The sequence below is a fragment of the Psychrobacter sp. CX97 genome, from assembly GCF_057396285.1.
In genome coordinates this window covers 67,043-92,958 of sequence record NZ_JBXYJE010000011.1, presented here as the reverse complement: position 1 = coordinate 92,958, position 25,916 = coordinate 67,043, and the positions used below count along the sequence as shown (strand labels likewise).

Genomic DNA, 25,916 nt, shown 5'->3' with positions numbered 1-25,916 from the left:
GACTATTAATTCAAATTTTAATAGCTTTCGCTAGCATCTATGCTGAACCGTTCAGCTGTAGGCCAATGACTCCACCTATAACAAGCACAATTCCTAGTATTTTTTGCAGGTTTAGACGTTGCTTAAGAAACACGGCTCCAAATATAACGATGCTGACACCAGAGATAGATGTCCATAATGCATAACCAATACCTACATCAAAAGTAAGCAGAGCAAGGCGCAGAAAGTAGGTACCGATTGCACCATTTATAAGTGCCAAAATCGTCTACCAAATATGAGTAAACCCTAAAGCCATCTAAACATTCTAGACATCACACTAAATAAATAATTGAAAGTAAGTTGCGAGGATGTTTTATCAAAACCAACCCTCTTCCAAAAACTGCTCTGTGTTGCTTACCTTAAACTCAGTTATTAAGTCATAAAACGCCGCCGGGTCTTCAACATTATTGAGCAATTCTCGTTTATATAACGCCACAAACATGGCCAGTGAATAAGCCGCGCAATGGATGGATTTTTTAGGATTAAATGAGATATCAGTAAAGGCTTGGTATTGCAGCACCTCTTCATGCAACTGAGGGTTTTGTTTTAAGGCATTAATATACAGCCAATCATAAAATGCAGTTAAGGGCTCTATGCCCCACTCCATACCAAAATAATTGTATCCAATTAATTCACCAGAGGAGGTTAATCGCTTATCTTTTCTAGCCTGCCTTGGGGCGGCAGTCAGCAGGTCGAGATAAGGTCCTCCGTTCTTGAAAACCTGACTACTTTGAAAGGCATTGTCGACACTATACTGCTTACCGTCCTGCTCATTGGTTAGCGTTAAGCTCTCGGGACTTAGCGGAAAACTCAACTTATTGCCTGACTTGCTAGATAGCTCTAACACTTGCTTAAAGCCATACTTTTTGCGAATGACTTGATGTAAATCATTGATGGTTTTTCTCTTTTGTCTACTTGCAAATCCCACATGCCGCTCGACACTAACCATGTCTGTTTTTACCAGATTATCACTGCCTACACGTGGCATGAATACCGGTTTCTGTTCTATAGCGCTCTGTGTTTGTAGCATGACAATATGTTTTCCTGTATTCAATGATCTTGTTAAGAACTTGTATTCACAACCTATAACTGGCTATTTCCAACTAAAATAGGCCACTTCTTATTAGTTGATATGAGGATTAAATAGAATGAGCTTTGAGCTTAATATTGCCGGTATCATCTCATTTTATTCTAAAAATTTACTAACTTTAGGTTATGAATACAGGTTCTAAGTCTAAGCAAGGCATTTTATCTTATTACCAAATATTTATCTTGCTCAATTATGCAGTTATCCAGCAAGCTTAGGGCATGCTCCAAAAAAGTCTTTGAATAAATGCAAACTTTAAAACGAATTATGTAAGCATAGCGATATTATCTATAAAATAACGTATAATACCTCCCCAAATCAGTTTTAAAACTGATTTAGAAAATTCCCTACATTGTGAAATGTAGCCACTCACCGATTCAAGGAAGCATACTATGCCTCGTATTAATCAATCTAATGAAGCCCCCGAAGAGTTTGATCAAGAATTAGCGCCTAAAAACGCCCCTATCCCAAATAACGTCGAGTTTCAGTTTGAGGAACCGACAACCAAAGCCAGCACCGCAGGCACTGAGAAGCTGCAAAAAGCTTTGGCTCGTATGGGTCTAGGCTCACGTCGTCAGATGGAAGAGGTAATCAAATCTGGTCGTGTCTCAATCAATCAAACCCCTGCGACTATTGGCGACCGCGTTACCCAAGGTGATGAGATTCGCGTTGATGGTCGTCTGATTAAATATAAGTCTGAGCGTGAAAAGCGTCGTCGTGTGTTAGCGTATTATAAGCCTGAAGGCGAGATTTGTTCTGCCAATGATCCTGAAGGTCGTACCACTGTGTTTGAGCGTTTACCGAAGTTGACCCATGACCGCTGGGTAATGGTGGGTCGCCTGGATATTAACTCAACGGGTCTATTATTATTTACCAATGATGGGGAACTGGCGCATCGCTTGATGCATCCGTCAAATGAGATTGTGCGTGAATATGCCGTACGTATCTTGGGAGAGCTGACCCCAGAGATGATGCGCAACTTGACGGAAGGTGTGTTACTTGAAGATGGCTTGGCTAAGTTTGAGGAAATCAGACAAGGCGGCGGTGAAGGCGTCAATAAGTGGTATCACGTTAAGCTGAAAGAGGGCCGTAACCGTGAAGTGCGCCGTTTAATTGAGTCACAAGGTCTTAAAGTAAGCCGATTATTACGGACGACTTACGGTTCGGTTGCTTTACCAAAAGAGCTTCGTACGGGACGTTTTATAGAGCTAGATAGAAAAGACATCCACCGTTTAATCGAGTTGGTTGATTTGCGTCCTCGCGAAGAAATGGGGATTAGCGGTAAGGCTAAAATGAAAAAAGAGCGTTTCCAGAAGAAACCAATGAAAGCGCGTACGGTTCGTGATCCTCGTAAAACTCGCACACAGCGCTAGTCTTGCTGGATAAATGATAGTGAGAGGAGGTTCACTGAGCTAGTACAGGTTAACCGCCATCAAATCCGCTTAGCTAGCTTTGTAATCCTTTTTAAAAAAATTGACGCTAAAGAAAAAAGCCCCTAGGGGCTTTTTTTACATCTGATCTTTCTGTCTTGTATTTGATATCCTTTATCTACTCATAATCCTCTATTTCTATTTTTTAGATATCGATTCATAACTTGCATCTCTTGTAGGGCGTCTTTTTGGCATTGGCTCAGTAACACATCGAGTTTTTCTTCTATCTTAACTAATAACTCTAACAGTAAGTTTAAAGCGTCAGTTTGATTCTTACTCATTACAGAATTAACGTTCTTTAAATGATTGCTTTGCTGTAGGCGATTGTCATGACGCACTATATCCTGATAGCTTTGAATGACTTCGGGCAATCGGGTATTGAGTAGCTTTTGGATAACAAACTCATCTTCCGTAGTACTCACGGTACGACCAGATTGTTGCCTATCATCCCGCCATGCTTGATAAACGTCTGCCTTATTATCGATACGCATTAATTGTTCGATGACAACGGGAGGTAGGTCTTGAATAAGGTTATTATCTAAATCGAGCCGTATCATTTCTGGGGGTGGCAACTGCGAGGGTTCTACGTATTTTAGGGTGCCAGGCGTGATACCCACAGCTCGGTGAAATGCCAGCCAGCCTTTGCGACCGACATAGCCAAGAATAAGGGTACCTATAACTCCTGCACCAATAATAACACTCATCTAGTTAGCACACCCCCACTCTAAGTAGCTAATAAAGCTAACGACGCTATGTTTGTTTGTGAACTTAAGATTTTAAACCTATGCTAAATTCAAACTATGATTGCTAAAACTATCAATTAAAAGCTACTTAGGATTCGAACCGTTCTTTTATATAGCGATTCGTCGCCAATAGCTTCTGTCCATCTTGATGATAAGACGCATCAAGCAACTCATCAAACTGAGCATTGACCGTATTAAGTACCTCTAATAATGCCTGTTTGCCAGTGACATTGGAGTGCTTTATTTTCGTTGTGTCTGCACGACTTGCATTATCTCCTTTGGAGTCGTCTAAATCATGCAAACGACGATAGTCCCCTACGGCTTCGGGAATATGCTTATCCATTAAGGTCTTGATCATGATGTAGGATTCATTCACCGCATCTTTATCATCAATAACGCCATCGTTATTGGTATCACCATAAATCATTTTAAGCTTTTCGCCTTTTTGATTTATTTTATCCAATGTTTGTTTGACATCAGTTGGCAAGCTTTTTTCCGGTATATAGCCTAGTTGAGGCATCGCTTTATATTCGAGCATTTTAGGCTGGGTTAACTTTTTTACACCACGATAGCCGAGAAATAGCCCTGCTGCTGGCAGAACGCCATACATTATAAACATGATTACCATTGCGGCAGCTTGAGACATATAAATACCCTTAACATCATTTTTTAAAAATATAATAAATTATCTGATACCCTTTATAATAGCATTCTTGTACGATAGCATTTATCCTATAGCACCTTTTTTGCTAGAACATTTTTCTTGCTAGCAAAGAGTGACTCGGCAAAGCCGATTAACATGAAGGTAATTGATTGGGTTCAATCACTTAATTCAAAGACTTTTCATTCGCTCATTATTGCTCAGTAGCTCTCTTAACCTATATCTTAGTTGATTCCTTAGTCTATTCCTTGGTCTATTCATTGGTCTAATACCAAGCCCTGATCTGAACTTAATACTAGACTGAGCTCTTAGTACCTAAACCCTAAAATAAATAAGCTAAAAGAATATTCTAATAGTTTATTTCGAGATAAATATATGGATTATGTATCAGGCTTTGCACTTGGCTTATCGCTGATATTAGCGATTGGCTCCCAAAATGCTTTTGTGCTTAGGCAAGGCCTAAAAAAAGAACATGTGTTTGCCATCAGTTTATTTTGTGCGGTATCTGACGCTATCTTAATATCTGCAGGTATCGCAGGCTTTGGCGCAGTGACGGCACGTTATCCACACCTAGTATACTTCGCCAAACTAGCAGGGGCCTTGTTTTTGCTTATCTATGGATTGCAAAGCCTATATGCGAGCATTACTAAATCGCATGAACTTGAAAATGATGGCACTGCGGTAACCAGTTTAAAAAAAGCATTGCTCTTGTGTTTTGGGTTTACGTGGCTTAACCCCCACGTTTATTTGGATACGCTGTTATTGGTAGGTATGGTGTCGACAGGCGCTGACAGTAAATTAATATTTGCTTTAGGGGCGATTTGTGCATCCTTCGTATTCTTTTTTAGTTTATGCTATGGAGCAAGGCTACTCTCGCCGCTATTTAGCAACCCTAAAGCTTGGAATATTCTTGACGCTTTAGTTGGCATACTGATGATATATTTGGCTTGGAATCTAATAACAGATATCTAATAGCAGGCGTCTAATAGAGAACATCTAACAATTGACTAACGCTAAATTAAGTTAGGAAATATGGTACGTATGCCACTCACTAAAATTTCAATCGCTACAGCCGCCAACAGCATACCCATGATTCGGCTCATTATATTTAAGCCTGTATCACCCAAAAATCGACTCAAACGTCCTGCTGCCATAAGGGATAGATAACAAAAAAGGCTAATTAGAAATCCAGCAATAATGATGGCCAATTTCTGATGCCAATCGTTGACTTGTGCAGAATAGATAATAACCGTGGAAATACCACCCGGCCCAATAATCATAGGAATAGCTAACGGCACAACAGCAGCTGCAGTGCTACCTAGTGTTTCAACACGGTCATCTACATCAACATTTTCTTGGTCAGGTTTGACTGGGTTACCATCGCCATTCATCATATTAATGGCGATTAAGAAGACCAATATTCCGCCAGCCACTTGGAATGAGCCAATGGATATACCCAATATTTTTAACAATAGCTCGCCAGCAATTGTAAAAAAAGTGATGGTTATAAGCACAGTCAGGCTTGTAATACGTGCAAATTTACGTCTATCAGTTGAGTTATACCCACGTGTAGAGTCTAAAAACAGGGTAAGAGCGCTAAAAGGGTTAATTAGCACCACGAATGCCAAAATTATTTTGACAATTTCAGTATCCATGATAGGCGCCTTAAATTGGAAGGACTGTTGAATTTAAAAAAGGCGATTTTAGCATATCCGATTGGCGGTATAAAACCTCAATTGCGATGACTCAATAAGTAATATGGGTAATAAACGACCCATGATTGAGGACTTTTATTAACAATGATATAACCCCCTTTTATAACATGAATGAGTGATCAAATACATGTGTTACCTTTATATTGTGAATAACCGTTAGCAAATAGGCAGGGGAAAATCGTTTTTATGCTGAAAAGTCCATACCTATATCAAGTGCGGTTGTACTGTGAGTCAGATATCCCATGGCAATAAAATCTACACCAGTTTCGGCAACCGCTACTACACTATTTGGCGTAATACCACCTGAGGCCTCAGTTTTAACACGCCCACTTGAGTGTTGTCTACATAATTCAACGGCTTGACATAACATGTCAGGGCTCATGTTATCTAGTAATACCAGCTCCGCACCCGCATCGATAGCTATCTGAAATTGCTCAAGTGTATCGACTTCAATTTCGATGGGAATAAGATGACCAGCCAGCTTTTGGGCTTGGGCAATTGCCGTGGGAATATTACCTGCAATAGCAATATGGTTGTCTTTAATCAAAATAGCGTCATCCAAACCTAAGCGATGGTTGCGACCACCGCCACAGCGTACCGCATATTTTTGCAGCGTACGTAGACCTGGTATAGTTTTTCGAGTACAGGTAATTTGAGCCGGATATTCAGCCACTAAATCAACAGCGCGTCTTGTGGTCGTGGCAATACCGCTTAAATGGGTCATAAAGTTGAGTGCCGTACGTTCTGCCGTCAGCAAATTACGTGCATTACCACTGATCGTTGCTAATGACTGTCCTTTTTCAACGCTTGCTCCATCATGAGTATGGGCAGTGAAAACGATATCTGCATCTATCTGTGCAAAAGCTAGCCTAGCCAAATCTAAACCACAAACCACGCCATCTTCACGCACGTTAAGCGTCAATGTTGCCTGCTTATCCGCTGGAATAGTTGCCTGTGAGGTAATGTCTCCGCGCCGACCTAAATCTTCAGATAATGCGGCATCAATCAACGGTAAAAGTAAAACATCATTTAAGCGAGGTTCATGAATGTTTGTTACGGCTTTAGGGTCAGATGACATGGACTATCCTTATATTATTATCCTAACGTTATACCTTAGAACCTGTATCAAAAGCCTACAATTGGCTATTTTCGACTCAAATAAGCCACTACTTTATTAAAATTAGGATTAATAGAATAACTATTCAACCCGAGCTTTTAAGTTAATGGTGCCTCGTATTGACTCATTTTATTCTATGAATTCCCTAACTTTAGCTTATGAATACAAATTCTTATAACTTTCAGCAAGTAATGAAAGATCATAGTCAGTAATAAAAAAGCTGACTAAACCATCCTTAATACTCAATATGAGCATAAATATAGCCAAAAATTGTACTATTAGCAAATATATATGTGTTGTGATTTATATAAGACAGATACTTTATATAAGAAGGACACTTTATTTAGGTAGTTTATTTATGACGAGTGTGACGCTTGGGCAGCTTACTGTCCATCAGTAAACTTTGTAACTCAATATCAAATCGAAAGCGGAACAACTTTGCGGGGCGCCCTCGACCTGTATGGCTACTATTGCCCGTTGGCTCTAAAAGATTTTGACTCTCTAATAGTCGGCGAAAGTTTTGTTTATGTAATGTCACACCAGAAAGTGCTTCCACACTTTGTTGTAATTGCAGTAGGGTAAACTCCGTTGGCATTAAGCCAAAAATTAAAGGTCGGTACTCAATTTTAGCTCGCAATCTCGATATTGCCGTCGCAATAACACGGCGATGATCATAATACATTGGCTCGCCTGTTATAGTTTGCCAGTTATTAGGTAGCTTTGAAGGTTGATAGTCGGGCGATTCTGGTAATAAACCTGCCTCATACAACATCTCATATCTTAGCAGGGCGTGTTCAGCGACCCACTCTAAGAATATATCTTGGTTGGGGGATCTGCCAACTGCCAGATCATCTAATAATGTGTCATTATCATTTAGACTGTTATTAATTGCAGTGTTATCAATTGGACTGTCACTCAATTCGAAATCGTCTTTTTGCCACGCCCCACCCCAGCATAAATTTATACGTTGCATTCGCCTCTGCCGCTCATCAGAGTTTACTGCTGTATTCGCCCATGCCATAAGGTTTTTGACAATATAATGGATATTAAGGCGAGCGTGTTTATCTAGATGATTTTCCCAAGGAAAATAATCATACCAATCTCGCCAGCGTGCACTATTATCTCCAGTGCCCGACTGTAACATCACTTCTTGAACCAGTCCCATGTAACTCACGTATACCAAGGCGTGACCTTCTTTATTACGCCTATTGGTATCCACGAACGTATACAGCTGTTCAATATAGCCTAGCGGTTGTCCTGTTTGTTCTTCTACCCATTGACGCACCCCTGCTTGCAATGAACGATGCAGGGGCATTAATGGACCATTTGGGAGTAGCTTACCTGAGTCGACCGTTAGTACACGCGCCGAATTATTCGTAATCGCAATCAACACCGCCACTACTTCTGTAGTACCGCTACCTTGACTGTGCGCGTGAGAGAAAGACAGACTCATAAATTTAAATATCGCTAAAATTACACATAGTATAACGTTAAAGGTAAAGAATTACACGCCTTTACCAATATGCCATCCCTATCGTTAGATAACGCTAAAACAGATACTTCTCTGACTATATATACACTTTATCATGCTGTTTATATTCAACCCCTCACACCCTTTTGGGTTCGTTAGAAGTCATTGTTATTTTTAAATCCCTTATTTGACTCTTTACTTAAAATACATTAAGTCATAAAAAACACTTGTATTTATACTCAATATGAGCATAATTGTAATTATAGATTTAACTAAATATTAATCAGATTGTCATTATTTTTTAACACTATCTAATAATGCCTGTTGAACTAAATCGGTAATAGCAATGAACTTTAACCTTAACCGTTAAGCTATTGGATGCCAAAGCAGCTTTTGCCCTGAGTAAAAGAATTAAAGTAAAGGAAACTACTTATGACTACTGCAACTGTAGCCCCTACTCCAAGCGAAAAAACTAAGATATTTCCCTATGATGCGCCAACGTTACGTCAAAGCCAAATAGCGCAAACACGTAGCTGTGCACCAAATATCGATATTGAGTATGCCAAGGCCAAAATCCCTGCTGAACTGCCACGTAATGAGCGTGAGGTAGTGGTCGCAAATATCAGACGCTTATTAAAAGAGAAAAATGCCGTATTGGTTGCCCACTATTACGTCGATCCTTACATTCAAGATTTGGCTTTAGAAACAGGCGGATGTGTGGGCGACTCTTTAGAGATGGCTCGTTTTGGTAGCGAACATGAAGCAGACACTCTGGTTGTGGCTGGCGTTCGATTTATGGGCGAATCTGCCAAGATTTTAGGTATGGATAAGACAGTTCTGATGGCAGATTTAGACGCTGAATGTTCACTAGATCTGGGCTGCCCTATCGAAGATTTCAGTGCGTTTTGTGATGCGCATCCTGACCGCACCGTGGTGGTGTATGCCAATACCAGTGCTGAAGTTAAAGCCCGCGCTGATTGGGTAGTAACCTCATCAGTTGGTTTAGAGATTGTGTCACACCTGCATGAGCGCGGTGAAAAAATAATCTGGGGTCCAGACCGTCATTTAGGCACATACATTCAAAAAGAGACAGGTGCTGACATGTTGCTATGGCAAGGTTCGTGCATTGTGCACAATGAATTTAAAGCCCGTGAGCTTGAGCAATTAAAGGCCGAGTATCCTGATGCCGTTGTATTGGTACATCCTGAATCGCCTGATAGCGTGGTTGAACTGGCCGATGTGGTGGGCTCAACCAGTAAGCTATTAAACGCCACCAAAGAGATGGATGCGAAGACTTTTATTGTTGGTACAGATTTGGGCATTTTACACGAGATGCAAAAGCATTCTCCAAATAAACGCTTCTTAGCAGCACCGACCGCTGGCGAAAGCGCCACCTGTAAAAGCTGTGCATTCTGCCCGTGGATGGCAATGAATGGCTTAAAGGGTATTGAACAGTGCTTAGAAAATGGCACAGGAGAAATTGTGATCGAACCTGAATTGGCTAAAGCCGCTATGAAACCATTACAGCGTATGCTCGACTTTGCTGCTGAACAAAAACGCCGCGTTGCCACCAGTGGCGATATTGTTAAAGACCGTGAGCTTTTTGCAAAAGTCGGTGCCGCGTAAGTTTATAGACGTAGAGTGGCATGAAAGCTGAACACTACCCTACTCTTTTAACAAATCATCAAGAGACCCAGCCTATGTCAGAGTCAATGAATCAATCCGATACTGTTCATTCAGATACTGTTCATTCAGATACTGTTCATTCAGATAGTGTTCATTCAAACGCTATTCATGCTGATGTGCTTATTATCGGCGCAGGGCTGGCTGGGTTAAGCACAGCAATGTCATTACCCAATAACCTACAAATCGTTGTGCTTGCTAAACAAGATATTTATGATTGCTCTAGCAACTATGCTCAAGGCGGCATCGCGGCGGTCATTGATAAAGAAGATAACGTAGCAGATCATGTCAATGATACGCTCATAGCAGGTGATGGGCTTTGCGATACGCAAGCGACCACCCAGATTTTAAGCCAAGGTCGTCACGCTATTGACTGGCTGGTTAAACATGACGTCCCTTTTACCACTAAAACCACGGTAAAAGAACCCTTTGAGCGTACCGATAAACCTGCTAACCCACTAGATAATTTGCACCTGACTCAAGAAGGGGGGCATGGACGCCGCCGTGTTATTCATGCTGATGATGCAACCGGTAAGCACATCATGCACACTTTGCATGAGCAGGTGGCTACTGCTACTAACATTACCGTATTGCCGTATCATGAGGCCTTAAACTTACTGGTTAGCGAACGGCCTACTAAGGACGCTTTTGCGGATAAACGATGCACGGGCGCTACGGTTCTTGACGTTAAATCAGACAAACGGCTAACAGTTAATAGTCACGCTGTGGTGCTTGCCAGTGGCGGACTGGGACAACTGTTTAGTAGAGCCACTGCTCCAGATGTGTGTGTTGGCGATGGCATCATGATGGCGTGGGAAGCAGGTTGTCGCTTAGCAAACTTAGAGTTCGTCCAGTTTCATCCAACAGGATTGGCGCTAGGCGACAGTAATTTTTTAATATCAGAAGCGGTACGCGGCGAAGGGGGGCATTTAATTTGCCCACTCACAAATACTCGGTTTATGCCAAATTATGACGAGCGAGAAGAACTAGCGCCTCGAGATATCGTTGCCCGTTCTATTGCCAATGAGATTGCAAACAACGGTTTAGATTATGTCTATTTAGACATCTCACATCAACCTGCTGAGTTTATTAAAGCGCATTTCCCTGATATTTATGCGCACTGTTTAGCACTGGGAGTGAATATTACTACCGACCCTATTCCTGTTGCGCCAACTGCGCACTACACTTGTGGCGGCGTGATGACTACGGCTTCAGGGCATACAGATTTGGTTGGCTTATATGCTGCTGGCGAAGTAGCGCATACGGGACTACACGGCGCAAACCGACTGGCCAGTAACTCTCTACTTGAATGTGTGGTGGTTGGTCGTGAGATTGCGGCCCATATTCCTGTGTATCTAAATAATCCGTTATCATGGCAAAAACCAATTTTAACAGGCACACAGACAAACTTAAATGTCTGCGTCGGTAGCACTCTAAGCTTCAATAAAACACTTAAAAACATCGCTGGTTATAAAGAAAATCAACTTAATAATGGTGTGTCATTGTCTTCTCACACTCTAAATGAGGCATCTGACGCATCTAAGGCAGATAAACCCCACCTATATTCTATCGCTCATTTAAAAAAGTTAATGACAGACAATATGGGCATTAGACGCAATGAAACCGACTTAACTTCTGCGCTAAAACGGGTTCAATCTTGGAAGCAAACACTGTTACAGACTAACTCGATTACCCCTAATGCTCAATTAGACGCTTTGGACTTATTTGACGTGCAGGCTTTACGCTGGCTGCGTTTGTTAACACTAGCTGAGCTATTGTTAACATCAGCTCTAAACCGCCTCGAGAGTCGTGGTGGGCATTATCGCAATGACTATCCTCAGCATGATAAAGCAGCTACCATTAGTGTTATTTATCCCAATCATTATGCCAATCAAGACTCAAATAGCGGTTTCATCAACGACTGTTTAATAGATGATTTGCTATTTAATAGCCGACAAGATAAGCACCCAATGCTCGCTTCCTCTTTAAGCTGTGATAGAATCGCCATTCAATAAATTATTATAGAATATAGTCTATTCACATATAGTCGTAATCAGATAATTGAGGGGCGAGGCGAGCTACCGCAAATTGTACATATCGGTAGCTCAACATTGTCATTCTTTTCCCAACTATGGCTATAAACTGCCTGCGTGCCTTCTATCATGTCTAGCCTAACCACTTTAATTCTAGTCCTTACCCCTCTATTTATTGGATTTGCATTGCCGTTAAACCGCAGTCTTTTTCATATCTCTGAACGCCTTCTTGGTTATTTGGTATACATCATTCTTACCTTAATTGGTATTGAATTGGCACAAGTGGAAGGGCTGAGCAGTCAAATAGCCAACATAGCGCTCTATGTCACGGTGTTGTCGATATTGACCATTGGCAGTGGGCTGGCTGGTTTGATGTTATTCGACCGATTTGTACCTTGGACACCGCCTGGGGAAAAATCTGCCATCCACCATAAAGTCAGTATCCGTGGCAGTCTGATACAAGTCTTATGTGTTGCTTTGGGTTTCGTTATTGGCAAGTTTTTACCCGCCGCATATATGCCACCTGAAAACACCATGACGGGATTGCTCATGCTGTTAATACTGCTGGTGGGTATTGGTTTAAAAGGGTCGGGAATTACCTTAAAAGAGGTGGTGCTCAGCAAACGCGGTATGCAAACCAGTGTGATATTTACCCTTTGTGTGCTGGTCGGCGGTGTAATATTTGCGATGCTGTTTGCAGACGTATCTTTGACCCAAGGCTTGGCGTTGGCTTCTGGGTTTGGTTGGTATTCCCTCTCTGCCATCGTTATGACCGACGCGTATGGTGCGGTTTGGGGCAGTGTCGCATTGTTTAATGACTTAGTGCGAGAGTTTTTCGCGCTGTTATTTATTCCGCTATTTATGCGTCGTCATCCCTCAGCTGCGGTCGGGCTTGGCGGCGCAACCAGTCTTGATTTTACCTTGCCTGTTATTCAGCAATCGGGCGGACTCGCTGTCGTACCACTTGCTATAAGCTTTGGTTTTATTATTAATATTGTTGCGCCAGTATTGATGGTGTTGTTTGCGTCGTTTGGGTAGACATGACTGAATGAAAAGAAGGTTGTAATTTTACAGATTGAACGCGTGAAGTGTGATGGGTAATTTCGAGATAGATTTGATTGACTTGTAAGTTGCTGGTCTATAATCCAAGCTTTTTTAGGTCTAAAAAGAACAAAACTTACAATTTCAAAGCCAACAAAAAACTAGCCCGCACTGGCTGACCTATTTAACCAATTCATTTACTAACTCACAGCTCTGCGAGTAGATTTTATAGTCACTACTTAAAGAAGATTTAATTTCAATTAAATCCTTAACTTCTTTGCTTACTTTAAGGGTAACCCTACTATCCTGTGGCAGAGTATCTACATAGTCAGAATTTGAAGTCATTGTTTGATCAATCGGTAACCTATTTAAACAGTCATAAGTCGTTATTCGCTCAAGTGGAATATTGTAATCCATCACCAGTCTATACTTGAGCATTAGAGCACGGTCTTGAGATAAAGTATTATTGCTAGGTGTTTTGCTTATCTCATCAGAGGACGCATGACCAAATAATAAAATTTGAGCCGTCGGATATTCAATAAGCTTTTCTTTTATTTTCAGGAATTCAAGATGGTAATCATAAGATAATCGGCGACTTAGCGCTGGGAAATAAACCTGCATCTCTAATTCAAGTGCATCCGTAAAGTCGTTTAAAATGACAGTGCATCCTTTATCATCTACTACTATATGTTGTGGTGTATTTAGACACTGATCAACCATATCAGGCACGCCATCTCCATCACTGTCTAATTTACTTGGATCAACAGGAGTAATTACTGTGACCTCAGGAATAGGGACTTTTACAGTTTGACAACCTAACAAGCCTAAAAGGCTGATGTTTAAAATAGCGACTAAAACTATCGACAAAACCTTCACCTAAACCCCACTCGCCTGCTTCGTAAACAGTCGCATCAACGGCTTAATCCTACCCACTCGGTACATGCCCTCACTACGCACTTGCTGCACAGGTCGCAGCGCAGCAAAATCGCCGGCAAATAGCCAGTTCATCAGCGAAAAGCTATGCATCATCATACTATTGTGAGGACGACGCACACGCTCATAACGGCGTAATGTTGCAAGCTCGCCCCACAGTTTGTTACCACTACGTTTATAGTCAGTCATTAACGTATCAACCAAGGCTTCTACATCCAACATTCCTAGGTTTAAACCCTGACCTGCCAGCGGATGCACACCATGCGCCGCATCGCCAACCAACACCAAATTCTCTTTGACATAGCTCTTTGCTTGTTGGGCATTGAGTGGAAAACTCGCCAATGACTCTAATTGTTCAATATCGCCTAGCGCATACTGCGTCGCTGCTGCCAACTCTTGTTTAATCAGGTCATTCTTTTGCAAACCAGCATGTTGCGTATTAAGTTGCAACAACTCTTCTGCTTTATTAGTTGGCAGAGTCCATACCACAGATTGCCAATGCTGTGGATTAGCTTGATCTTCAGCAGTTATATCAGCCAAGGGTAATAGGGCCAACGTTCCTGTCGGAAGCATTAACTGACGTGCAGTGGCTAAATGCGGCTTTTGCGTTTTAATCGCACAGCAAATGGCCGTTTGCTTGTAATCTAGTGAGTCTATATCAATACCTGCTTCACATCGCACCATTGAACCACGGCCATCTGCCCCAATGAGCAACTTGGCTTGTAAGGTATCGCCATTGTCCAAACGCACCTGATAACCTTTTTGCTCGCCAAGCCAATCCAGTTCAGTCACTTTATGACCAGATACTACCGTCATATAATCTGTACACTCATCTGCTTTAAGGCGCTGAGCCAACGCATGTTCAATTACAAAAGGCTCAACCATACTACCCAGTAGTTGCGGTACTGCATCATCACCAAAATTAAGCTCGCCTTTGCCATCTTGTTGCCATACCTGCATTTGGGTGTAGTCCGCCTTACGCCCACTTTGTGAGATTAATTGCCACGCACCAACCCCTCGCAGTTGAGCAATGCTCGCTAGGCTTAACGCATAAACACGGGCATCACGCTGTCTCAGCTTTTCTTGCCATTGCTCATCGCTCAAAGCAGGTCTGGCATCAACCAAAGTCACTGGTTGTTTTTGTATTGCCAGTTTTAGAGCCAACGTAGCGCCAACAATACCACCACCAATAATAAGGGTGTTCGTAGGTCGATTTTGAGGTAATACGGACATAGTGGTTTTCCGTTATTAAAAGAGTTGTTTATTAAAAAGAGAGGTGTTTACTAAAAAAAATGTTAAAAAGTCGATTATCTTTTTTTGTAAAAGTTTTAAAAGTAGTTTGACGGTATTAACTATATAAAATACTAACCCTATGCCGTCAGGTCTTTAAACCCATGGCATACGATGCCACCAAAGGCTTGATACCCGGTGTTTTATCAAATGCTTTTAACGCCACATTGCGCATGAGCTTAACCGCAGGGTTGGGATGGGTAAAACCATGCACCACCGCATCACAAAAGCGAATGACCCGTTTTTGGTCTTTCAAACGGGCTTGTTCATAGCTTTTAAGCATGTCCGCATCGCCAATATCTTTGCCGCGTAGCACTTGATTGGACAGCATTTTTGCTAATACATGCGCATCTCGCATACACAGGTTAAACCCTTGACCCGCAACAGGATGCAACGTGTGCGCCGCATTTCCCATAATGACCACACGCCCTTCTACCTGACGCTCTGCCAGCACACGGGTTAACGGATAAGCACCCCGTCTGCCTGTTTTAACAAACTTGCCCGCACGTAGCCCAAATGCCCGTTGCATCGTAGACAAATACAATCCATCATCATCAAGATACTGTTGCTCTTCGCCCGTTTTGCATACCCACACTACCGAACGGCGGTAACCATCTTGAACAGGGTTATTACCATCGCCACGTTCATGGTTATTGGGGTCGGTCAGTGGCAACACAGCCAATGGGCCAGCTGGGCTAAAGCGTTCAATTGCCACATGCTGATGAGGGGTATCGGTTTGCACCACGCCGACAATTGCGGTCTGCCCATAATCGTAGGTGCTGACACTGATGCCAAGCAGATTACGCACAGTGGAATGTTGGCCATCGCAAGCCACCAGCATAGCGCCCGTCATTGTTTGTTGTCTGGCTGTCTTTGTGTCATATACTAAGGTTACCTCTTTTGCCGTTTGCTGGACCGTCGTAACCACAGCACCATCAACAAGGGTAATAAGCGGATTGTCTTGCACGGCAAGCAACAGCTTACGCCCAAGCCACGAACTTTCTATCACTTGACCAAACGACTCAACATTCTCTTCCTCTTTATTCAGCTCAGCATAACCAAAACTGCCCTGCTCGCTTACTTGCACCGAATCAATACGGCAAGCATGGCTTTGCAATTCATGCCACAAGTCAATCTCTTCATAAATTTGCACGGTGCGACGTGACAACGCCATATTGCGACTGTCTAAATAATGGGTACGATTGACATCATCATCTGGGCTAATCTCAGGGTAGGTATTCTTTTCAATAAGAGTACTGGCAATACCTTTACTGGCCAAAAGTAGCGCAAAAGACAAACCCACTTGACCACCACCTGCAATCAATACCGTTTGCTCTGTAATGGCATATGGATTGCTGATATGGTTGTTTTGGCTTTGTTGGTTTGTTTGTGAGCTTGATGATACAGTGTCTTTCATAAGTTTAGCCTGATTTTTATATCATTAGAAGAATACTGTCATATTACTAGGTATGGATATTATCATAAGCTTCTAATGCTGTTTAATCTAGGAATATAATCACCCCTTTTTACTAAAAATTTATTATTTACTAAAGCAGCTGCTCAGCTTTAAAATACGCTCTTTTTTGGAGTACTCTACATGAAACAATTTACCGTTATTACCAGCACTCTATTAACGACCTTAACCTTATTAACCTCTTGTACTACCCCTGTCTCTACTGATAACGTTGGAGATATTGGTGTCATAACCCAACCTGTACCTGTTGCCGTTCCTATTATTATAGACGTAAACACGAGATCAACTGATAACAAAAAAGACACAACTGAGAAAAAAGATAAATCCGTTTATATGTGTAAATTAAATGCCTTTACAAGCACTTATCAGGCTGAAGATACTAACAGAGGTAAAGCCCGCCTTAACGTAAAAACAGTGCCTTAATCAGTTTAATAAGATGTTTTGTCGTGATAAAGACATCACTTGTGTTGAATACAACTAAAAATAAACCTCAATCAAGCGTCATTTATTAGGCTTATCTCAATCCTTTTTTTAGTCATGTAATGAAATTGTATCAATTCATTATTAAGCTGTTTAATTTTAGGATTTACTTAGTTACAACTGTTACTATTATTATTAGTGCAACCATTTTAGTTAACTAATAAGCCCCCATTTTAAAAATAGTAAAAAATAGAAACCTGTCTTATTCAGATTAAAGTCATACAGCATATTAAAATTAAACGATAAAAGGATTCTCACTTGACTGACGCCGTTACTCGTAAAGTTAACTTAGACTTTCTAACTTCCCCTCAGCTAAAAACCCTAGTAGGCGAATACAATAACCACATAAAATACATTCAAGACCGCCTAGATATTAATATCAATCAACGTCAACATAAATTTACCCTAGCAGGCGATTTAATAGCCGTTGAGCGTGGCGATTATATTTTAAATAAGCTTGCTGATGAAGCTCGATCATCCGAAGACATAACACCAGAAGAGTTACACCTCATCATTCAAGCCAGTATGTCTCGCAAATTTGATTACCCTAATCCTAGCGATAATAAAGATAACGACAGTGAAGATAACGACAGTAAGGAAACTGGCGATACTCCTTCTTACCATGATGATGAAACGGCAGACTATAATTCAATTGCGCTCAAGACCCGTAAAGGCAAAATAATACCTCGAGGTGGTAACCAGCAGCGTTATGTACAGCGCATCTTGACCTCCGATGTCTCCTTTGGTGTTGGCCCAGCTGGTACAGGTAAAACTTATCTCGCAGTGGCCTGTGCAGTAGATATGTTAGAGCGTAACGAGATTGAGCGCATACTACTGGTTCGCCCAGCCGTTGAAGCTGGCGAAAAACTAGGGTTCTTACCGGGCGACTTAACTCAAAAAATAGATCCTTACTTGCGTCCTCTTTACGATGCACTGTATGAGATGCTTGGCTTTGAGAAAGTGGGCAAGCTCATCGAAAAGCAAGTCATTGAGGTTGCGCCGCTTGCTTATATGCGAGGGCGTACATTGAACAACTCGTTTGTTATTTTGGATGAGGCACAAAACACCACGCCTGAGCAGATGAAGATGTTTTTAACTCGCTTAGGCTTTGGCTCTCGTGCCGTTATAACAGGCGATATTACTCAGGTTGATTTGCCACGTGGTCACAAATCTGGGCTTGCCCAAGCGATGAAAATCCTAAGTAATATTGAAGAAATTCATATCACTAAATTTGACTCAAAAGATGTAGTACGTCATCAATTGGTTCAAAAAATTGTCGAGGCATATGGCGAATTTGACGAAGAACAAGAAGCTCTTAAAGAAGCGAGAAAACAGGCTCGTATTGCTGAGCAAGAGCGCAAACAAGCCGAAGCTTTAGTCGCTTCTCAAACTAAGTAGCCATCCGTAGGCTTTATCTACTAACATTAACATACATTATAACGTCCTCTCAAATGTGATTGGGAGGATTTTTTATGGCTTTAAAAAACCAAAAGATAAACAGCATGGCCTTAATATCGCAGTTCCATCAATATGGAGAAATAAGCATATCATAAGTAGGCGCTCGTACAACACTATGTCCGGTGTTCGTCCCTCACACAACGGCAACTATCTTCGTGGTAGCGCTTATTGCACTGCAAATAACTGTTTGTGCTCAAAAGAACTGTATTCGTTTGACGATGAGTAATTATCTACTTTATGGTTTAATAGGCAACGTATCTAGCACAACGCATCTCTTACACAGGTTCTAATCATGCCCATCTCACAATCAGCAACGCAGCCCACTATCAATATCAGCTATTCCGCATTGGTAGCCGATGAGTTTATCTCGCAATGCTATGCGACTGATACCTTACAAAAGGTATTGGTAAATACCTTGGATTTTATGAATATACAGCAAAAGTCTGGTTTAACTTTTCCGTATTACCAAGAATTAGACAGTGAGTTATGGTTAGCCACCCCTAAAGAGCTAGACGTGTATATCACGGACTTGACCCAAGCCAAGGCTCTAAATAACGAGGCACGTGGCAAAGACTATGCGACCAATATTTTGTCTTATCCAAGTGATTTACCACCGTTTATATTGCAAGAAATGCCCACGATCCCACTGGGCGAATTAATTATTTGCCATGATGTGGTGGTTACAGAGGCGAAGGAACAGAACAAAACCGTTTCCGAACACGCCACACACTTACTGGTGCATGGTATCTTACATTTGCTGGGCTTTGACCATGAATTAGGGCAAGCTGAGCAGAATGAAATGGAAGGGTTCGAAATTGCTATCTTAGCAAAGCTTGGCATTAATAATCCTTACATTAGTAAGTAGCTTTTATTAAGGAGATGCCCTTAGGTTTTAGGATTATTCACTTAGCTTTTTTAAAGCAGGCATTTGCTATTTCTGATAGAATATTTGCCCGATGACTAATGCAAATTTCAGCCGAAAATTTCAGCCGGAAATTATGATCGAAAGTGATGCTAGATAATTTCGAGCAATTTTTTTTGATATATAAACCCATACTTAGCCCCGATAAGCCTAATGTTTATCGGGGCTATATAGTCAGAATGCAGACCTAAAAACGAATAACATTGTGGCATGCTAAATAGGTAAAACAAAATTATGAGTAAAACTTTAAGGTACATTGACTTGTTCTCAGGAGCTGGTGGGTTTTCTCTTGGTTTTGATAATAAAGGCTTTGAAAATGTTTTTTCAGTTGATATTGAGCCTAGCTTTTGTGAGACATACCGTCACAACTTTCCCAATCATCAGTTAATACAAAAAGATTTATGCGATGTCACAGACGCTGAACTGGCATCTTTAAAGTCTCACACCAATATTGATGTCATTATTGGTGGCCCCCCATGTCAGGGCTTTAGCATGGCTGGTAATATCGGCAGAAAGTTTATTGACGACCCAAGAAACAAACTGTTTAAAGAGTTTGTTAGGGTGGTCAAAGTTATTAAGCCAACATTTTTTGTGATGGAAAACGTGGCACGTTTATACACGCATAATAAAGGTCAAACCAGACAAGAAATCATCTCAGACTTTGAACAACTCGGCTATACAGTCGATTGTCAGATTTTAAATTCAGCAGATTATGGTGTACCACAAGTTAGGAAGCGCGTTATTTTTATTGGCTCAAAAAATAACCAGACCATACTTTTTCCTGAAAGAAGTGTCGATGAATATACCACTGTAGGTCAAGCACTGTCGTCTTATCCGAAACTAGAGTCTGGTCAGCAGTCGGATATCCCTAACCACGTTGCCATGTCACATTCCGAACAAATGCTGCATAAAATGAGCTTTGTCTCAGACGGTGGCGATAGGCATGAAATCCCTGAGCCCTTTCGGCCTAAAACGGGCGATATTCGAAAATACATCAAATATGCGAGTGATAAGCCCTCTGTTACCGTTACTGGCGATATGCGTAAAATCTTTCATTATGAGCAAAATAGAGCGCTAACGGTGCGAGAATTGGCCAAGCTACAAACCTTTCCGGACGACTTTGTGTTTAAAGGCACTCGAATATCGCAACAACAACAAGTAGGAAATGCCGTTCCGCCAAAAATGGCAGAAGCCATAGCCAGTACCATTATTATGATGAATGAAAATGAGTAAGTACCCAACTGTCAATTACATTGGCAATAAAGAAAAAATTGCATCGTGGATATGTGACCAATTCCCAGCAGATGTTAACACCTTATTCGATGCCTTCTCTGGCGGATGTTCTTTGAGTTATGAGGCTAAGAGAAGAGGTATGGAGGTTTATACTAACGATATCCTTAAAATAAACTATCACATTGCCAATGCCCTAATCGAAAACAATGAAACAACGCTTGACGAATCAGACATTGAGGTCATTTTTAGCGGCGAACCTTTTGAAGGTTTTATGTATAAAAACTATTCAGAGGTGTACTTTTTCCCTCAAGAATGTAGAGAGCTCGATTTATATAAACATAATATTGAACAATTAGCGTGCGATAAAAAGCAATCATTGGCTTATGCTTTGATGCGTCGATCTATGATCAGAAAAATGCCCTATTCACGATTTACTATAAACTGGGAAAAAATAGTACAACTGCGCGATGAAGAATACAGCTACCGCAAATATAAAAGAAGACGCGCCTATCATAATCAATCTTTTAAACATCACTTTTTGCACAACCTGAATGACTACAACCAAGCCGTGTTTGATAATGGTCAAGACAACAAAGCTTATAATGATGACATCTTTAATTTACTCGACACAGTAAAAGCAGATATTATTTATCTGGACCCTCCTTACACGGGTACGATGAACAATTATTTTGGGTTTTATGGTTTGGTTGATGACTTTATTTGCTCAACCGTTACCCAGCCATTTGCGAATGATTTTAGGAACAAAAGCACTGCCATAGAGCTTTTTGACACTCTATTTTCTAATTTAAATAATTATAAATATTGGTATTTAAGCTATAACGACTCATCCTATCCCAGTAAAGAAGACCTGCTAGCACTATTAAATAAGTACTCAAGCAGGGTACACGTTATTGAGCGCAAGCATAACTATCAAATTACAGGTAAGGTTAAAAAAGACACCAATAAAGAGTTTTTATTCATTGTGGAAAATACAAATCATGATAACCCTTCAAGTCACTGAGCAGGACAAACAATTTGCCAAAGATCAAATTGATGCATTTAAAAAAATTGATGCGGGCCGCTGGCGCTACACCAATGTTGAGGCATGGCGAGGCGTTGTCTGCGAGATGCTAACCAGTAAATGGCTTGAGCAACACTTTAAAATTGACAAGTCCGCTAAAGGGCTTGATGACTCAGGTATTGTTGATGACTGTGACATGATCATCAATGGTAAAAAAGTCGAAATAAAATCAGCGACTAAAAACTATTTTAAATATTTAATGCCCAAAATACACGATGTAAAAGACAAACCAAAAGATATCTATATCGGTACTAAATACAACGAAACGGTTGAGCCCAACCAAGTACAGATCATTGGGTTCATTAAGCGCTCTGATATCCTAAACTATCCTGTAAAACAAAATAAAGGTGCACCCTATTACGAAATTCCTTTATCTGATTTACTTCCAATCACTATTGATACCTTTGAATAATAAAGAATAATACGCATTTGTTGACTTATTGTGAGGGTTCATTGTATTGCCATCTCCTAGGGTTAAGCTAGTTATCAGAGTATTCAAGTTATGATATGAGCTAGGGATATGATAGTTAGAACATACCTGTTTAATAGCTATTATAGTTATTAACCCTCTATTATTAACCCTGCTCAGTCTCATGAAATACCAACACATACAACAGCTAAGTCTCATAAAATAGTAAGCACCAACTCGTTCAAATGAGTGTTGCGTAAGTTGGGATGCTTTTTGGTTTTAGAGACTTTGTAGAGTCATAACTTGATGTTAAATCTGAGCGATACAACTAAAAACTTACCTAATATCATCCTCTTGAAATTCTAAGACTAATCCTTACTTATATAGGTAAGACAGTAGCGATACTGTAGAAAGCAACATAATAAACAATGAGTTAATGAACTATAAGGTAAATATTATGAATAAATTAGCGACTAGAAACTCAATACTTGACAGCTTATTTGACAACATGGTACCTGGCTTTTATATGCGCCCTCTACACGGAGATGCCCTACCTTCGGCAGAGAAAATTAAAATTGATGTCAGTGAAAAAGACGATAAATTCTACGTGACTGCTGAAATACCGGGTGTCGCAAAAGAGGATATCGACTTATCACTTTCTGGCGATATTGTTTCAATAAGCGCTGAGATTGAACAAAAAGACGAACAGAAAGAGGGCAATAAAGTGCTACGTAGCGAGCGTTATTTTGGTTCTGTATCACGCAGCTTCCAGTTGCCAGAAAAAGTAAATGTAGATGCGGCTGAAGCTTCTTATGAAAATGGCGTATTGCAGCTAATCCTACCAAAAGAAACCGGCGCAGTAAGCAAAAAGCTTGCTATTAAATAAGCTCGCTATTAAGTAGCTTGCTTTATTAGTAGTCATTTTGGCTTATATAATAAACCAAGGCTATTAATAACAAGACTGCAAATAAAAGGGCACATGAGTTATTCATGTGCCCTTTTACGGTTTATAAATTTATCTCTATAAACAGTAAAGGTTAAATTAAAATGGCCAAGACCGATACCAATCAAATCTAACATTCACGACCCTTCTATACAATTTAACGGCAAATATGACACCTAACATTACCTGAAAGCATAATCGCATAAGAGTCATTTTGATTGTGTAGCATTTTATGAGCTTTGATTTGGCCTATGGTTAACAGAATCGGCGCTATATGCATGATTTTGACGACAATTTTGGTCAGGTTTTAAACAGGAGTTTAGGATGGTGTTCGCATTAACAAGTACTGTGATAAGTGCTTTAAAGAGCACATTGAAGCGTACATTAAAGCGCATATTAAAGCACATATTAAGGCGAGTGCAGTATGCCAAAAAACAGACGCACACCGCATAGAGTCTAAGGCTTCAATAAGTCGCATTACAGATGATGATTCAGCACTGTCAAATCAGCATTGATAGTTATGCTGACAGTCTTATCGTGTCAATGGAAACAACAATAACGACAAGCAATGACCATATTGCATAAATCGGTAAATAGTTGACAATAGATTTTTTAAGTGCAATATCACCTTTTTCTGGATGACGCCACAACTTAAAGTATTGATAGCCAATTTGGCAAAGATGGGTAAAAATTAAGATATTGACACCCGTTACAATAAAACGATTAAGCGTAAAACCATGTGCGTTAAACCGACTAAACATAGAATATAAAATAACCACATTGAAGAGGCTAACCACAAAGAGCATAAAAGTCGTTAACACATCCATCAAACCAAAGTGGCTAGTCGCCGTTACCTGAGTCGATAAAGCATTGCTTGATATGACCTCTTTTGACCTACTATCCGTCGAAGACTTTCTGGCAAAAATATGATAAACACTCATTACCCAAATCACGATAAGCAACCCATTGGTGGCTATCAGTGCTTCTCTGTTTTCTACTGGCGACGTACCCGTATACAGCATATGAATAAGATAAACCAAAAAGGTAATTGCGCATAGTGGAGAGAAAACTTGCAATAAAATAGACGCCAAACGACTACGCTCTTTAAATCTCGTAAAATATAAATGACTGGCGACTAAAGGTGTAGCCACGATACCTAGAGGTACCATATTTTCAATATACCATTCTCCAATACCTCGGGTATTCGACATCTCAAACAGCATTAAAGTAAACGCTTGTAAGATGATGCCACCAAACAATATTAAGATAGAAAACACCCCTATCTCACTTAAATACTGTAGATAAGCTACCCGAGCTTGCCAAGATTTAGAGGTATGGCTGTACATAATTGCACCTAGCATACTGATTAGCACAATAGGACTATGCAACCACATCATGACCACTGTGTCATCATTGCTATAGAAGGAACCCAACTCTACAAATAGAGTATATAAGAGTAAGTATAGGCCATAACTCATTAAACCAACTAACCAATAAACCCGTTGTTTTTCAGGTTTTTTTTGTGAAAATAGCAAATAACTGGCAATACCTAAGATAACCAAAGCGGGTGCTACTAATACATAATATTGCGCACTATCAAAGTACTGAATAAAAGATTTAAAACCCCACTGAGGTAGCTTTATCAAAATCCACACAACCACAGATATAGCTGTGACATGCAACCATGATGCTGGTATATAGCTGGATTGTGAGGTTACTAATTCTGGTATAGCTGCTTCTTCTGAACTACCTTCTTCTGAACTACCTGCTTCTGAGCTGCCTGCTTCTGAACTAACTATGAGTTGGGGCTGACTAGCTGAAGCTGAGCTTTGAGACCGGAGCGGAACTTCATTGGCATTAACTTGAGCACGCTCTTCTAAGTTTAATGGGCTATCACAACTATACCGAGACCGAGCTTGCCAACTTGTGACCAGTCCTGCCAGCAAAGCATCCTCAGGTAACTGACTGCTCAGCTCGGCAAGCTCAGTATAAATAGTGCTAATAATGTTTGCTTTCGAATTTTTAGTACCTGCTTGTTCATGCGCTGACTTTAATGCAATGGACTGCGTGAAGACTTCTTCCAACCTCAGTGCTAAAGCACTCAAATCATCTGCGTTCCTGCCACTGCTTTGATATTCAATCATGCCCTGTTTGATAGTCTTACCATAATCATCTACAGAATTTGAAGCCATTTCTAACACCCTGAATTAGTTTGAATTATTATGAATGGAGTGTAAAGGTCGCCTTATAAAATAGATAGCCATTGCTAATCACTTCATGAGTTTTTCACTAAATCTTGGTCTGAACGTGACGAGCCTGATGAATAAAAATATTGGCATAAAAAAGCAGTACTAGTCCGTCATTTACTGCCCGCATAACCCAACGTTACAGTCTAAGAACCAAAAGACTGGCCTTAATATCGGAGCTCTTAAGAAGGGGAGAAATATGCTAGTCAACCGTAGGCGTTCTTTAATGACTATGTCCGTGCCTCGTCCCTCGGCAAAGAGCAAATATCCTACTAGCAGGTAAAATGATGTTTAATTTTGCACTTTTATCGAGTAGGACATGGGAACTATAGCTTATTCCAAATAGTTTATATCCAGTAGCTTATTCTCAATAGCTTATTACCAATAATTCAGACTTAAGACAACCAGACGAACCGAATTTAAATTT

Annotated in this window: 23 protein-coding genes; 12 read left to right on the top strand and 11 right to left on the bottom strand. The window is 40.6% G+C overall.

The window, feature by feature from the left end; translation table 11 throughout:
- Positions 1-37: 37 nt before the first annotated feature.
- Together AC2SLL_RS09825 and AC2SLL_RS09820 are read right to left on the bottom strand one after the other, a co-directional pair.
- A complete protein-coding gene (locus AC2SLL_RS09825) occupies positions 38-259 on the bottom strand; it encodes a DMT family transporter (RefSeq protein ID WP_486531513.1) in 222 nt (73 codons plus the stop codon).
- Positions 260-355: 96 nt separating this feature from the next.
- Positions 356-1,069: a DarT1-associated NADAR antitoxin family protein gene (locus AC2SLL_RS09820; RefSeq protein ID WP_486531512.1), complete on the bottom strand. Its 714-nt coding sequence runs from the start codon at positions 1,067-1,069 to the stop codon at positions 356-358.
- Positions 1,070-1,518: 449 nt separating this feature from the next.
- Here AC2SLL_RS09820 and rluB point away from each other — a divergent pair, with 449 nt between their 5' ends.
- On the top strand, positions 1,519-2,499 hold the full coding sequence (gene rluB, locus AC2SLL_RS09815; RefSeq protein ID WP_486531511.1) for a 23S rRNA pseudouridine(2605) synthase RluB: 981 nt from the start codon (positions 1,519-1,521) through the stop codon (positions 2,497-2,499).
- Between the two features lie 179 nt (positions 2,500-2,678).
- Here rluB and AC2SLL_RS09810 read toward each other — a convergent pair whose 3' ends face one another.
- Both AC2SLL_RS09810 and AC2SLL_RS09805 read right to left on the bottom strand, forming a co-directional pair.
- On the bottom strand, positions 2,679-3,260 hold the full coding sequence (locus AC2SLL_RS09810; RefSeq protein ID WP_486531510.1) for a hypothetical protein: 582 nt from the start codon (positions 3,258-3,260) through the stop codon (positions 2,679-2,681).
- A 127-nt stretch (positions 3,261-3,387) separates the two neighbouring features.
- Positions 3,388-3,945: a hypothetical protein gene (locus AC2SLL_RS09805; protein WP_486531509.1), complete on the bottom strand. Its 558-nt coding sequence runs from the start codon at positions 3,943-3,945 to the stop codon at positions 3,388-3,390.
- Between the two features lie 390 nt (positions 3,946-4,335).
- Between AC2SLL_RS09805 and AC2SLL_RS09800 the strand changes: the two genes are divergently transcribed.
- Positions 4,336-4,932: a LysE/ArgO family amino acid transporter gene (locus AC2SLL_RS09800; RefSeq protein ID WP_486531508.1), complete on the top strand. Its 597-nt coding sequence runs from the start codon at positions 4,336-4,338 to the stop codon at positions 4,930-4,932.
- A gap of 41 nt (positions 4,933-4,973) precedes the next feature.
- Here AC2SLL_RS09800 and AC2SLL_RS09795 read toward each other — a convergent pair whose 3' ends face one another.
- The 3 genes from AC2SLL_RS09795 to AC2SLL_RS09785 all read right to left on the bottom strand — a co-directional run bounded on the left by AC2SLL_RS09795 (position 4,974) and on the right by AC2SLL_RS09785 (position 8,245).
- Positions 4,974-5,615 carry a MarC family protein gene (locus AC2SLL_RS09795; RefSeq protein ID WP_486531507.1) on the bottom strand — a complete coding sequence of 214 codons (642 nt, stop codon included), beginning with the start codon at positions 5,613-5,615 and terminating at the stop codon, positions 4,974-4,976.
- Between the two features lie 244 nt (positions 5,616-5,859).
- Complete coding sequence (gene nadC, locus AC2SLL_RS09790; RefSeq protein WP_486531506.1) at positions 5,860-6,753, bottom strand: carboxylating nicotinate-nucleotide diphosphorylase; 894 nt, start codon at positions 6,751-6,753, stop codon at positions 5,860-5,862.
- A gap of 391 nt (positions 6,754-7,144) precedes the next feature.
- A complete protein-coding gene (locus tag AC2SLL_RS09785; RefSeq protein ID WP_486531505.1) occupies positions 7,145-8,245 on the bottom strand; it encodes an NUDIX hydrolase in 1,101 nt (366 codons plus the stop codon).
- Positions 8,246-8,695: 450 nt separating this feature from the next.
- On the opposite strand from AC2SLL_RS09785, the gene nadA reads away from it, so the two are divergent.
- The 3 genes from nadA to AC2SLL_RS09770 all read left to right on the top strand — a co-directional run bounded on the left by nadA (position 8,696) and on the right by AC2SLL_RS09770 (position 13,017).
- Positions 8,696-9,889 carry a quinolinate synthase NadA gene (gene nadA, locus AC2SLL_RS09780; RefSeq protein ID WP_486531504.1) on the top strand — a complete coding sequence of 398 codons (1,194 nt, stop codon included), beginning with the start codon at positions 8,696-8,698 and terminating at the stop codon, positions 9,887-9,889.
- A 20-nt stretch (positions 9,890-9,909) separates the two neighbouring features.
- Positions 9,910-11,961 (top strand): L-aspartate oxidase, encoded by a 2,052-nt coding sequence (gene nadB, locus AC2SLL_RS09775; protein WP_486531503.1) that lies wholly within the window; start codon positions 9,910-9,912, stop codon positions 11,959-11,961.
- Positions 11,962-12,108: 147 nt separating this feature from the next.
- Positions 12,109-13,017, top strand: coding sequence for a LysO family transporter (locus AC2SLL_RS09770; RefSeq protein WP_486531502.1), 909 nt, complete (start codon positions 12,109-12,111; stop codon positions 13,015-13,017).
- A gap of 183 nt (positions 13,018-13,200) precedes the next feature.
- Here the strand turns inward: AC2SLL_RS09770 and AC2SLL_RS09765 are convergent, their stop codons facing one another.
- From AC2SLL_RS09765 to AC2SLL_RS09755, 3 genes are all read right to left on the bottom strand, one after another.
- Positions 13,201-13,887, bottom strand: coding sequence for an OmpA family protein (locus AC2SLL_RS09765; RefSeq protein WP_486531501.1), 687 nt, complete (start codon positions 13,885-13,887; stop codon positions 13,201-13,203).
- Positions 13,888-13,896: 9 nt separating this feature from the next.
- Entirely contained in the window at positions 13,897-15,186 is a 1,290-nt protein-coding gene (locus AC2SLL_RS09760) for an FAD-dependent monooxygenase (RefSeq protein ID WP_486531500.1), read from the bottom strand.
- 145 nt (positions 15,187-15,331) lie between these two features.
- Positions 15,332-16,660: an FAD-dependent monooxygenase gene (locus tag AC2SLL_RS09755; RefSeq protein WP_486531499.1), complete on the bottom strand. Its 1,329-nt coding sequence runs from the start codon at positions 16,658-16,660 to the stop codon at positions 15,332-15,334.
- A gap of 180 nt (positions 16,661-16,840) precedes the next feature.
- Between AC2SLL_RS09755 and AC2SLL_RS09750 the strand changes: the two genes are divergently transcribed.
- The 7 genes from AC2SLL_RS09750 to AC2SLL_RS09720 all read left to right on the top strand — a co-directional run bounded on the left by AC2SLL_RS09750 (position 16,841) and on the right by AC2SLL_RS09720 (position 23,186).
- On the top strand, positions 16,841-17,140 hold the full coding sequence (locus AC2SLL_RS09750; RefSeq protein ID WP_486531498.1) for a hypothetical protein: 300 nt from the start codon (positions 16,841-16,843) through the stop codon (positions 17,138-17,140).
- Between the two features lie 315 nt (positions 17,141-17,455).
- Positions 17,456-18,595: a PhoH family protein gene (locus tag AC2SLL_RS09745; protein WP_486531497.1), complete on the top strand. Its 1,140-nt coding sequence runs from the start codon at positions 17,456-17,458 to the stop codon at positions 18,593-18,595.
- 352 nt (positions 18,596-18,947) lie between these two features.
- Positions 18,948-19,520 (top strand): rRNA maturation RNase YbeY, encoded by a 573-nt coding sequence (gene ybeY, locus AC2SLL_RS09740; RefSeq protein ID WP_486531496.1) that lies wholly within the window; start codon positions 18,948-18,950, stop codon positions 19,518-19,520.
- Positions 19,521-19,811: 291 nt separating this feature from the next.
- Positions 19,812-20,810: a DNA cytosine methyltransferase gene (locus AC2SLL_RS09735; protein WP_486531495.1), complete on the top strand. Its 999-nt coding sequence runs from the start codon at positions 19,812-19,814 to the stop codon at positions 20,808-20,810.
- Complete coding sequence (locus AC2SLL_RS09730; protein WP_486531494.1) at positions 20,803-21,831, top strand: DNA adenine methylase; 1,029 nt, start codon at positions 20,803-20,805, stop codon at positions 21,829-21,831. Before AC2SLL_RS09735 ends, AC2SLL_RS09730 begins: the two co-directional genes overlap by 8 nt.
- Positions 21,809-22,303, top strand: coding sequence for a hypothetical protein (locus AC2SLL_RS09725; protein WP_486531493.1), 495 nt, complete (start codon positions 21,809-21,811; stop codon positions 22,301-22,303). The genes AC2SLL_RS09730 and AC2SLL_RS09725 overlap by 23 nt, the downstream gene beginning before the upstream one ends.
- Before the next feature lie 454 nt (positions 22,304-22,757).
- A complete protein-coding gene (locus AC2SLL_RS09720) occupies positions 22,758-23,186 on the top strand; it encodes an Hsp20/alpha crystallin family protein (protein ID WP_486531492.1) in 429 nt (142 codons plus the stop codon).
- A 575-nt stretch (positions 23,187-23,761) separates the two neighbouring features.
- On the opposite strand, the gene AC2SLL_RS09715 is transcribed toward AC2SLL_RS09720, so the two are convergent.
- Entirely contained in the window at positions 23,762-25,435 is a 1,674-nt protein-coding gene (locus AC2SLL_RS09715; protein WP_486531491.1) for a hypothetical protein, read from the bottom strand.
- Positions 25,436-25,916 lie beyond the last annotated feature (481 nt).

Coding starts and splice junctions, on each gene's coding strand:
- AC2SLL_RS09820 (WP_486531512.1), bottom strand. CDS start 1,069: ATGCTACAAACACAGAGCGCTATAGAACAGAAACCGGTATTCATGCCA.
- rluB (WP_486531511.1), top strand. CDS start 1,519: ATGCCTCGTATTAATCAATCTAATGAAGCCCCCGAAGAGTTTGATCAA.
- AC2SLL_RS09810 (WP_486531510.1), bottom strand. CDS start 3,260: ATGAGTGTTATTATTGGTGCAGGAGTTATAGGTACCCTTATTCTTGGC.
- AC2SLL_RS09805 (WP_486531509.1), bottom strand. CDS start 3,945: ATGTCTCAAGCTGCCGCAATGGTAATCATGTTTATAATGTATGGCGTT.
- AC2SLL_RS09800 (WP_486531508.1), top strand. CDS start 4,336: ATGGATTATGTATCAGGCTTTGCACTTGGCTTATCGCTGATATTAGCG.
- AC2SLL_RS09795 (WP_486531507.1), bottom strand. CDS start 5,615: ATGGATACTGAAATTGTCAAAATAATTTTGGCATTCGTGGTGCTAATT.
- nadC (WP_486531506.1), bottom strand. CDS start 6,753: ATGTCATCTGACCCTAAAGCCGTAACAAACATTCATGAACCTCGCTTA.
- AC2SLL_RS09785 (WP_486531505.1), bottom strand. CDS start 8,245: ATGAGTCTGTCTTTCTCTCACGCGCACAGTCAAGGTAGCGGTACTACA.
- nadA (WP_486531504.1), top strand. CDS start 8,696: ATGACTACTGCAACTGTAGCCCCTACTCCAAGCGAAAAAACTAAGATA.
- nadB (WP_486531503.1), top strand. CDS start 9,910: ATGAAAGCTGAACACTACCCTACTCTTTTAACAAATCATCAAGAGACC.
- AC2SLL_RS09770 (WP_486531502.1), top strand. CDS start 12,109: ATGTCTAGCCTAACCACTTTAATTCTAGTCCTTACCCCTCTATTTATT.
- AC2SLL_RS09760 (WP_486531500.1), bottom strand. CDS start 15,186: ATGTCCGTATTACCTCAAAATCGACCTACGAACACCCTTATTATTGGT.
- AC2SLL_RS09755 (WP_486531499.1), bottom strand. CDS start 16,660: ATGAAAGACACTGTATCATCAAGCTCACAAACAAACCAACAAAGCCAA.
- AC2SLL_RS09750 (WP_486531498.1), top strand. CDS start 16,841: ATGAAACAATTTACCGTTATTACCAGCACTCTATTAACGACCTTAACC.
- ybeY (WP_486531496.1), top strand. CDS start 18,948: ATGCCCATCTCACAATCAGCAACGCAGCCCACTATCAATATCAGCTAT.
- AC2SLL_RS09735 (WP_486531495.1), top strand. CDS start 19,812: ATGAGTAAAACTTTAAGGTACATTGACTTGTTCTCAGGAGCTGGTGGG.
- AC2SLL_RS09730 (WP_486531494.1), top strand. CDS start 20,803: ATGAGTAAGTACCCAACTGTCAATTACATTGGCAATAAAGAAAAAATT.
- AC2SLL_RS09725 (WP_486531493.1), top strand. CDS start 21,809: ATGATAACCCTTCAAGTCACTGAGCAGGACAAACAATTTGCCAAAGAT.
- AC2SLL_RS09720 (WP_486531492.1), top strand. CDS start 22,758: ATGAATAAATTAGCGACTAGAAACTCAATACTTGACAGCTTATTTGAC.
- AC2SLL_RS09715 (WP_486531491.1), bottom strand. CDS start 25,435: ATGGCTTCAAATTCTGTAGATGATTATGGTAAGACTATCAAACAGGGC.